The sequence below is a fragment of the Acidimicrobiales bacterium genome (assembly GCA_035531755.1).
Classification (GTDB): Bacteria; Actinomycetota; Acidimicrobiia; order Acidimicrobiales; family UBA8190; genus DATKSK01.
The window spans coordinates 23747-33851 of record DATKSK010000015.1 but is presented as its reverse complement, the minus strand read 5'-3'; the positions used below and the strand labels follow the sequence as shown (position 1 = coordinate 33851).

Genomic DNA, 10105 nt, shown 5'->3' with positions numbered 1-10105 from the left:
CCGACGGCCCGAAGCTCATCGCCACAAGGGTACCGTCGCCGGCCCGCTTTCGACCCGGGATCGCCGACTCTTCGCGCCCGACCACCCGGCCCGTCCGGGGCCCCGGGGGCGGGTGGCCGGCGGGCCCGGGAGCCCGACTTGAACGCGGGCCGATGTATCGATACGATACATCTGACGATGTACACACCCGACCGATCCGTGCCTGGCCAACCCGCCGCCTCCCCCGGGGACCGGTAGTGCTCGAGCTCGCCATCCTGGGCCTCCTGGAGGGCCAGGCCATGCACGGCTACGAGATCCGCAAGCGCCTGCGCGACGAGCTGGGGCAGGTCTCCAACGTGTCGTTCGGGTCCCTGTACCCGGCACTGTCGCGCCTGGAGCGGGCCGGGGCGGTGCAGGCCACCGAGGACTCGGGACCGGGCGCCTCGCCCCCGGTCCCCATGACGGGCTCGCTGAGCGGCGAACGGGCGGCGCTGCGGGCCCGGCGGGCCGGGCCCGCCCTCGGGCGGCGGAGCCGCAAGGTGTACCGCATCACCGAGGAGGGCCGGCGCCAGTTCACCGAGCTGCTCGACAACGAGCACGCGGCCGGGGCCGACGACGCCCGCAGCTTCGGGCTGCGGCTCGCCTTCGCCCGCTACCTGCCCCCGCACGCCCGGCTGCGCCTCCTCGAGCGGCGCCGGGCCCACCTGGTACAGCGCCTGCTCGACGCCCAGGCGGCGGTGGCCGGAGCCGAGGGCCGGCTCGACCGGTACACACGATCGCTGATGGAGCACACCTCGGAGTCCACCGAGCGCGACATCGCCTGGCTCGACCGGCTCATCGAGGCCGAGCGCGAGCGCGCCCGGGAGGCGGCGGCCGGGGTGCCACCGGTGAACGCACCGGTGGCACCGGCGGTGGCAACAACAACAGCACAGGCAGCAACGGCACAGGCGACACACAGGGTCGGCGCGGCGGGGCGGACCCCGCGCCGCCGCACGATCGTCGAGGAAGAGGGAGAAGCCAGATGAGCACGGTACGGGTCGCGATCGCGGGCGTGGGGAACTGCGCCAGCTCCCTCGTCCAGGGCGTGGAGTACTACCGGGACGCCGATCCCGACGACATCGTCCCCGGGCTGATGCACGTCACCCTGGGCGGCTACCACGTGCACGACGTCGAGTTCGTGGCCGCCTTCGACGTCGACGCCGCCAAGGTGGGCGTGGACGTGTCGAAGGCCATCTTCGCCGGCCACAACAACACGATCCGCTTCGCCCAGGTGGGCCACCTCGACGTCACGGTGCAGCGGGGCCCGACCTTCGACGGACTGGGGACCTACTACCGCCAGACGGTGGAGGAGTCGCCGGCCGAGGCCGTCGACGTGGCCCAGGCGCTGCGCGCCGCCCGCGCCGACGTGCTCGTGAGCTACCTGCCCGTGGGCTCCGAGGAGGCCCAGCGCCACTACGCCCAGGCCTGCCTCGACGCCGGCGTGGCCTTCGTGAACGCCATCCCGGTGTTCATCGCCAGCGACCCGACGTGGGCGCGCAGGTTCCGCGACGCCGGCGTGCCCATCGTCGGCGACGACATCAAGAGCCAGGTCGGCTCCACCATCGTCCACCGCGTGCTCACCCGCCTGTTCGAGGACCGCGGGCTCGCCCTCGACCGGACGTACCAGCTCAACTTCGGCGGCAACATGGACTTCATGAACATGCTGGAGCGCCAGCGCCTCGAGTCGAAGAAGATCTCGAAGACCCAGGCCGTCACGAGCCAGGTGGAGAACTTCGTCCTCGCCGCCGATGACGTCCACATCGGGCCGTCGGACCACGTGCCGTGGCTCAACGACCGGAAGTGGGCCTACATCCGCATGGAGGGCCGCAACTTCGGCGACGTGCCCATCAACCTGGAGCTCAAGCTCGAGGTGTGGGACTCGCCCAACTCGGCCGGCGTCATCATCGACGCCGTGCGCTGCGCCAAGATCGCCCTCGACCGCGGCATCGGCGGCCCCCTGGTGGGCCCCTCGGCGTACTTCATGAAGTCGCCTCCGGTGCAGTACCACGACGACGAGGCCCACCGGCTCGTCGAGGCGTTCGCCGCGGGCGAGGACTCGCCGGTCTGGCCCGAGGACTGATCACCCGGGCGCCGGTCCACCCCGGGCCAGCGGGGACGCCGGGCTCGTCCGACGGCGTCAGCCGGCCGACGCCTGACGGTCGGCCCACCAAGCGTCCAGTCGCTTCAGGGCCTCCTCCTCGCCCAGGGGGCCCTCGTCGAGGCGCAGCTCGAGCAGGAATTCCAGGGCGTCGCCCACCACCGGCCCCGGCGGCACGCCGAGGTGGGCCATCACCGCCCGGCCGTCGAGCTCGGGGCGGATGGCGTCGATCTCCTCCTGGGCGCGCAGCTCCTCGATGCGGCGCTCCAACTCGTCCATGCGCTTCTCGAGCGCCCGGGCGCGCGCCGCGTTGCGGGTGGTGCAGTCCGACCGGGTGAGCTCGTTGAGCCGCTCCAGGAGCGGGCCGGCGTCGCGGACGTAGCGCCGCACGGCGCGGTCGGTCCATCCCAGGCGGTAGGTGTGGAAGCGCAGGTGCAGCTCCACGAGGCGGGTGACGACCTCGACGTCCTCGTGGGAGTAGCGCAGGGCGTTGAGCCGCTGGCGCGTCATGCGCGCCCCGACCACCTCGTGATGGTGGAACGTCACGCCACCGGGGCCGAACTCGCGGGTGCGGGGCTTGCCGATGTCGTGCAGCAGCGCCGCCAGTCGCAGCAGGCGGTCGGGGCCCGTCTTGTCCACGACGGCCAGGGTGTGGGCCAGGACGTCCTTGTGGCGGTGGATGGGGTCCTGCTCGAGGGCGAGGCCCGGGAGCTCGGGGAGGAACTCGCCCGCCAGCCCGGTCTCCACCATGAACCACAGCCCCGGTGAGGGCTTCTGCACCACCACGAGCTTGTCGAGCTCGTCGCGGACGCGCTCGGCGGACACGATCGACAACCGGTCGTGCATGGCGCGCACGGCGGCCACGAGCTCGGGCGCGGGCTCGAGGCCGAACCCGGCGATGAAGCGCGCCGCGCGCAGCATGCGCAGGGGGTCGTCTGCGAACGAGGTCTCGGGGGCGAGCGGCGTCCGCAGGCGGCCGGCGGCCAGGTCGGCGAGCCCGCCGAAGGGGTCCACCAGCTCGAGGTCGGGGAGGCGCAGCGCCACGGCGTTGACGGTGAAGTCGCGCCGGGAGAGGTCCACCTCGACGGAGTCACCGAAGGAGACGTCGGGCTTGCGCGAGTCGGCGTGGTACACCTCGGCGCGATGGGTGGTGATCTCGTAGTCGAGGCCGCCGTGCGCGGCACCCACGGTGCCGAACCGCTTGCCCTGGAGCCACACGGCGTCGGCCCAGCCCTTCACGATGCGCTCCACCTCGTCGGGGAGGGCCTCGGTGGTGAGGTCGAAGTCGCGCTTGTCGGCCAGGTCGGCGTCGGGGGCGAACGCGTCGCGGACCGAGCCGCCCACCAGGTAGAGGTGCCGGCCGGCACCCTCGAAGCGCCGCGCCAGCTCGGCGGTGGCGTCGACCAGGGGCTGGAACCGCTCGGGGATCACCGGTGCGAGGGTAGTGCCCGGGCCGCGGCGCCCCGCCGACGTGCGTTGACCGTACGCCGGCCCCGGTCCTAGGGTCCGCCACAGATGGCCGGTCTCCCACCCCAGCGTGCCGAGCGCGCCGCGCTGTGCGACCTCTTCCTGGCGGTGGGCCCCTCGGCGCCCACGCTGTGCGAGGGGTGGCTGACCGCCGACCTCGCCGCCCATCTCGTCATCCGCGAGCGCAACCCCCTGGCCGGTCCCGGGCTCGTCATGGGGGGCGCGGCGGCGGCCCTCACGGCCCGCATCCTGGCGCGCACCAAGGCGGCGCACACCTACGAGGAGCTGGTGGCGCGCGTGCGACGCGGGCCGCCCCCGTGGACCGCACCGTTCGACGCCGTCATCAACCTGACGGAGTACTTCGTGCACCACGAGGACGTCCGGCGCGGCGGCGGAGACGACACGCCGCGCCGTGGCCCCGAGGTCGCGCCGGTGGAGGCCGCCCTGTGGAAGTCCCTGCGACGCAGCGCCAAATTCCTGACCCGCTCGCTCAAGGGGACCGGCCTCGACCTCGTCCGACCCGACGGCGAGGTCATCCACGCCCGCCCGGGGCCGACGCCCGCCACGCTCACCGGGACCGCAGGCGAGATCGTCCTCTTCCTGACGGGGCGCACCGCGGCCGCCCGCGTGGAACTGGGGGGGCCGGCCGAGGCCGTGGCGGCGCTGCGCGCCGCCCGGTTCGGCCTGTAGGACCGCGCCCGTCGGCACGGCGCGTGCCGCGCCGGGCCGTGGCCGTCACCGGTGCGGCCATTAGGCTGCGACGCCGAGGTGGACCGGACCGAGGCGAGCATGGCTCCCGCACGCGGCGGTGACCGCACCCCCGACACGGGTCGGCGCAGCGTCCGGCGGCGCGGCGTCCGGCGGCGCGGCGTCTGGCGACAGGGGCGCCCGACCCCCCGGCGGTCCACCGGCCTCGGGGGCACCGCCATGGCCTGCGCCGCGCTTCTCGGCTCGCTCGGGACGAGCGCGGCCGCGGTGGCAGCGGTCCCGCGTCGGGCGGCACCGGCGGCGCACGCCCCGACACCCGACCCGGGTCCGGTGGCCCCGGTCGTGGCCGCAGCCTCGGGCCGCGCCACCGACAGCCTGACGCTCGTCCGCCAGTCCGCCTGGGTCGGGCCCCACGCGCCCGACCAGGACCTCACCCTGGACCTGCGCATCGCGAGCGGCGCGGCCCGATCGTCGCTCGAGCTGTCGATCACGGTCTACGACCACCTGACGAGCCGCTCGGCCTTCGACGAGACGATGAGCGGGCGCTCCCTGGGCCTGGTCGCCTCCCGGTCGCCCGCCCTGTCGGTGTCCTCGCTCACCACCGATGCCCAGGGGGTCACCCATCTCACGATCCCCGTCGTGGGCGACACCACCCCCAGCGACACCGGTGACTGGACGGCCGACCTCGGCTGCCAGCCGGGGAGCTGCGCTGACGTCTACCCGGTCAAGATCGCCCTCGACGACCCCTCGTCGCCGCGGTCCGCCGACGGCGCGTCGGGGGCACAGCTCATCACCTACCTCGTCTACGACGACCCGTCCCCCGCCAGCCAGCCGCTACGCGTGGCGTTGGTCGCCCCGCTCGGCCTGGCGCCACCCACGGCCGGGGCCGACGGTCGGGTGGCCCCACCCCCGAGCGCCGCCGTCGCCCGGCTCCAAGGGCTGGTGGACGCGGTCGCGGGCGCCGGAGAGGTGCCCCTCACCCTGGCCCCCGACCCGGCCACGCTCGGGCGCCTGGGTGGGGCGGCCCGGGCCCGGATGACGACGGCCGTGGCCGCCCTGGCGGCGTCGCCCGCCCGGCAGACGCTGTCGCAGTCCTACGTGCCCGTCGACGCCACCGCCCTGGCCGACGCCGGGCTGGCGGGCGAGCTGCGGGCGCAGACCCGCCGAGCCGCCCAGACGCTGGCCGCCACGGGCACGGGCGTGCATGCCTCCACGGGCACGTGGGTGGCCGCCGCGCCCCTCGACCAGGCCGCGCTCGACCTGCTGGCGCCCGTGGACGGGCACATGGTCGTCCCCCAGGCCGGGGTGACGGGGCCCACCGGGCCGCTCACCACCTCCCAGCCGTTCACCCTGACCTCGGGGCACGGCGCATCGGTCACCGCCGCGGTCTCGGACCCGGGCCTCGGGGCCCACCTCGCCGCCGGGGCCGGCAGCGACCCGGCGCTGGCGGCGGCGCAACTGATGGCGGACCTGTCGCTCATCTACTACGAGGCCCCCAACCTGCGGGGCACCGGGGGCACCCCTGCACCGCGCGGGGTGGTGGCGGTGGCACCGCCCGAGTGGGCCCCCCAGGCCGCCTTCGTGTCGGCCGCCCTGGGGGGCCTCCAGGGCAACCCCGTGATCCAGCCGGTGACGCTCGACCAGCTCTTCCAGCAGGTCCCGGTGGGTGTGGACCACCAGCCCAGCACCCGCCGGCCGGTGGCCGCCGCACCTGCCGCCCTGCCCGTGGGCGCCCTGCGGGGGGCGCGGGGGCGCCAGCAGGGATTCGCCAGTGCGGTGGCGGGCTCGGCGGCGGGGGCGGCGGCGGCCCAGGGCCTCGACGACCTCCTCCTGGCGGCGGAGGCGAGCACCTTGACGCCGCGCCAGCAGCAACGGGCCGTCGCCGGTTTCGAGTCGGCGCTCGACGCGAGCCTGCAGCTGCTGTCGGTGCGCTCCGACACCATCCGACTCACCGCAGGGGCGGCCAGCGTGCCCATCACCGTGGTGCGCAACGCGCCGTACCCGGTCACGGTGGTGGTGCGGCTCACGAGCGACAAGCTCCAGTTCCCGGGGGCGTCCGCCCAGTCGCCGGGGGGACAGTGCCGGGCGCCCGAGGTGCGCAGCTCGGCGGGGCGCTCGAGCTTCTCGTCGGTATGCGTGCTCGACCACGCCACCAACGCCGTCTACGTCAGCATGCAGTCGCGCACCGCGGGCGACTTCCGCGTCGACGTGACGCTGTCGAGCCCGCAGGGAGTCCTCGTCCTGGCGAACGGACAGCTCACCGTGCGGTCCATGTCGACCTCCGCCGTCGCCATCGCCCTGTCGGCCGGTGCCGCGCTCGTTCTCGCCGCCTGGTGGGGCCGGACGCTGTGGCGGGGCCGGTGGAGGCGCCGGGGGGCCCACTCGCGCGACGCCGCCGGGGGCGCCGGTGACCCGGAGAGCGGCGCGGACACCACCGCACCCGAAGGCGCGCCATGACCGGGCCCGACGGTCCCACCGGCACGGGGGCGGTGGGGGCGGGCGACGAGCGCGGGGACGGCCGGGCCGACCTGGCGGACTGGGCCGAGGCTGCCGTCTCCGACGACGTGTTCCCGATCGACGACGACCTGGAACCTGGCGACCCCGGACCTGGCGACCCCGGGCCCGGCGACCCCGGACCCGGCGACCCGGGACGCGGCGGCGGACAGGGCAATGTGAGCGGCGCGTTCCCCGACGGTGACGACGCCGGCGACACCGACACCGGTCCCGAGGGCACCGGTGAGACCTCGGTGGCCGGTGCCGGCCAGGAGCGCGGTGGGCCCCGCTCGGACCATCCGGACGGGACCGACGGGACCGACGGGACCGACGGGACGGCACGGACGGACGGGACCGAAGAAACCGAGGACGCAGGACGCCCGGACGGCACCATCGCCGAGGCCGGCGTCGAGGCCGAGGCCGTGGCCGAGGCCGACGACGCCACGCAGAGCGGGCGCGTGGGGCGCGGCGTCGTCGTCCCCGAGGTGTCCGATGCCGGCGACAGGCCGGACGTCGGCAGGGCCACCGCCGTCATGGCCGTCGGCACGACCCTGTCGCGGGCCACGGGGGTGCTGCGGATCTTCGCCCTCGCCTACGCGTTGGGCTCCAAGCAGCTGGCCGACGCCTACAACCTCGCCAACACGATGCCCAACATCGTCCACGACGTGGTCCTCGGGGGGATCCTGTCGGCGACGTTCGTCCCGGTGTTCGTGGAGCGCCTCACCACGCGCTCCGAGGACGAGGCGTGGGACGCGGTCTCCGCCGTGGTGAGCGTGACGATGATCGTGATCGCCGTAGCCTCGCTGCTGTTCGTGGTGGTGGCATCGCCGCTCGTCCACGTCACCACGTCGCTGAACCACGGAGCCGGGGCCGCCCAGGAACGGCGGGTGGCCACGGACCTGCTGTGGCTGTTCGTGCCCCAGCTCACCTGTTACGGGTTCATCAGCCTGGGCACCGCACTGCTCAACGCCCGCCGGCGGTTCGGGGCGCCGATGTTCACCCCCGTCGCCAACAACGTGGTGCTCATCGTCGTCCTGCTCGTCTTCGGCACGACGGTGCGCCACGCCTCGGTCGGCGGGGTGGACCACAACTCCGGCCAGCTGCTGCTGCTGGGCCTGGGCACGACGGCGGGGGTCGTGGCCCAAGCGGCCCTCATGATCCCGAGCCTCCGACGCGCCGGGCTCCATCTGCGCTGGAAGCCCGATTTCCGCCACGACGCCGTGCGGACGATCCTGCGCCTGTCGGGGTGGACGTTCGGCCTGGTGGTCACCAACCAGATCGCGCTGGTGGTCGTTCTCGCCCTGTCCGAGAAGGTGGGCACGGGCGCCGTCACCGCCTACACGTACGCCTACATCTTCTTCCAGCTCCCCTACGGCGTCGTGGCGGTGTCGATCATGAGCGCCACCGCGCCCGAGCTCACCGCCCACTGGGCGCGGGGCGACTTCGTGGCGTTCCGCCGGCGCATGGGCACGGGGCTGCGCGCCATGCTCGCCATCATCATCCCCGCCGCAGCCGGCGAGGTGATCCTGTCACGGCCGCTGGTGGCGCTCGTGCTCGGCCACGGCGCCGCGCACGGCACGACGGCGCAGACGGCGGTGGCGCTCGCCATGCTGGCCCTCGGCCTACCCGGGTTCTGCGTCTTCCTGTACGCGGTGCGCGTGCTGCAGTCCGTGCAGGACCTGCGCGCCGCGTTCTGGCTGTACGCCTTCGAGAACGTCGTCAACATCGTGCTGGCGGTGGCGCTGGCAGGCCACTACGGCGTGCGCGGCATCGCCCTGTCGATCAGCCTGGCCTACTCGGTGGGTGCGGTCGTCGCCCTCGGGTTCGTGCGCTCACGCGTCCACGGCCTCGGCGGCGACCTCGTGGGCGGGCCGCTCGGCCACGTCCTGCTGGCCACGTGCGCACTGGTGGTGGCGTCGGCGCTCGGCAGCAACGTGTCGGGCTCGGAGACCACGTTCGGGCTGCTCGGCCGGGTGGCACTGGGCGCGGGGGCCGGGGCCGGGGCCTACGTGCTCGCCGCGGGCGGACTGGCCGAACGTGCCGCCAGGCGGCGGCGCCGTGCCCGCCTCGGCGGGGGCGGGGGCGGTGGTGGCGGTCGGGCGGGGGGCGGGCGGGGAGTCGGCGGCATCGGCCCTGGTGGCGGCAGTGGCGGGGGGGGCGGCGGCGGGGGGGGCGACGGTCGGAGCCGCGACGGAGATGCCCGGCGCGCCGGTGGCCGGCCGCAGCCCGACGGCCGTGGCCACCCGCCGCGCCCCCGGCCCGTCGTGGTCCGCCGCCGCCGGCCGGGTGCGCCCCCGCCACCCGTACCGCTGCCACCCGCGGGGCGCCCGCCCCTACGGCCCACCCGGCTCGGCCCGACGCGCCCGCCGGAGCCGGGCCGGTCGCCCCACGACGGCCCCGGCCTGTAGCAGACTCGGCGGTGAGCCGAGCGCTCCGAACGAGGGAGGACCGATGGCGAGCATCCAGGTCGTGACCGACAGCGCGTGCGATCTGATGCCGGCGACCGCCGACGAGCACGACGTGCGCGTCGTCCCGCTCACCATCCGCTTCGGCGCCGAGGAGCTCGTCGACCGCGACGAGCTGTCGGCCAAGGAGTTCTGGGACCGCGTGGTCACCGGCCCGGACATGCCCGAGACGGCCGCCCCGTCACCGGGGGCGTTCCAGCAGGCCTTCCTCGACGCCGCCGCCGCCGGGCACCGCGGTGTCGTCTGCGTGACGATCTCGTCGGGCCTGTCGGCCACGTACCAGGCGGCGTGCACGGCCGCCGACACGGTGGCCGACCGCATCCCCGTGCGCGTGGTGGACACGCAGAGCGTGACCATGGGCCAGGGGCTCCTCGCACTGGCGGCCGCCGACCTGGCGGACCAGGACGTCTCCCTGGACGACATCGCCGCTGCCGTCGAGGACATGAAGGGGCGCACCCACGTCTACGGCGTCGTCGACAGCCTCGACTACCTCAAACGCGGCGGGCGCATCGGGGGCGCCGCCCACCTCATGGGTTCCCTCCTTTCGATCAAGCCCGTCATCGAGGTGCGCGACGGCGTCGTCGAGGTGGAGTCGAAGCAACGCACGCGGTCGCGGTCGTTGCAGTACCTGGCCAACAAGGCGGTCGACGCGGGGCCGCTCGAGCGCCTGGGCGTGGCCAACGGCGTGGCCCCGGACATCGACGAGGTCCTCCGCCTGGTCACGCGCGCCCGGACCGAACACGAGCTCGTCCTCGGGGACCTCGGCCCGGTGGTGGGGAGCCACGCCGGCCCGCGCTCGGTGGGCGTGTGCTTCATCACCGCCCGTCGCTGAGCCGTGACGGCGGGGGTGCCGACT

The 10105-nt window shown here is 74.9% G+C and carries 7 protein-coding genes; 6 read left to right on the top strand and 1 reads right to left on the bottom strand.

Features of this window, described 5'->3' with window-relative positions:
• The first annotated feature begins 236 nt into the window (after nucleotides 1-236).
• Both VMV22_03275 and VMV22_03270 read left to right on the top strand, forming a co-directional pair.
• Nucleotides 237-1004 (top strand): PadR family transcriptional regulator, encoded by a 768-nt coding sequence (locus VMV22_03275; GenBank protein HUY21341.1) that lies wholly within the window; start codon nucleotides 237-239, stop codon nucleotides 1002-1004.
• Entirely contained in the window at nucleotides 1001-2098 is a 1098-nt protein-coding gene (locus tag VMV22_03270; protein HUY21340.1) for an inositol-3-phosphate synthase, read from the top strand. Before VMV22_03275 ends, VMV22_03270 begins: the two co-directional genes overlap by 4 nt.
• A 57-nt stretch (nucleotides 2099-2155) precedes the next feature.
• Here the strand turns inward: VMV22_03270 and VMV22_03265 are convergent, their stop codons facing one another.
• Complete coding sequence (locus tag VMV22_03265) at nucleotides 2156-3547, bottom strand: CCA tRNA nucleotidyltransferase (GenBank protein HUY21339.1); 1392 nt, start codon at nucleotides 3545-3547, stop codon at nucleotides 2156-2158.
• Between the two features lie 84 nt (nucleotides 3548-3631).
• Here VMV22_03265 and VMV22_03260 point away from each other — a divergent pair, with 84 nt between their 5' ends.
• The 4 genes from VMV22_03260 to VMV22_03245 all read left to right on the top strand — a co-directional run bounded on the left by VMV22_03260 (nucleotide 3632) and on the right by VMV22_03245 (nucleotide 10081).
• Complete coding sequence (locus VMV22_03260; protein HUY21338.1) at nucleotides 3632-4273, top strand: TIGR03085 family metal-binding protein; 642 nt, start codon at nucleotides 3632-3634, stop codon at nucleotides 4271-4273.
• A gap of 78 nt (nucleotides 4274-4351) precedes the next feature.
• Nucleotides 4352-6748 (top strand): DUF6049 family protein, encoded by a 2397-nt coding sequence (locus VMV22_03255; protein ID HUY21337.1) that lies wholly within the window; start codon nucleotides 4352-4354, stop codon nucleotides 6746-6748.
• On the top strand, nucleotides 6745-9192 hold the full coding sequence (gene murJ, locus VMV22_03250; GenBank protein ID HUY21336.1) for a murein biosynthesis integral membrane protein MurJ: 2448 nt from the start codon (nucleotides 6745-6747) through the stop codon (nucleotides 9190-9192). The genes VMV22_03255 and murJ overlap by 4 nt, the downstream gene beginning before the upstream one ends.
• A 43-nt stretch (nucleotides 9193-9235) precedes the next feature.
• On the top strand, nucleotides 9236-10081 hold the full coding sequence (locus tag VMV22_03245) for a DegV family protein (GenBank protein ID HUY21335.1): 846 nt from the start codon (nucleotides 9236-9238) through the stop codon (nucleotides 10079-10081).
• The last annotated feature ends 24 nt before the right edge of the window (nucleotides 10082-10105 follow it).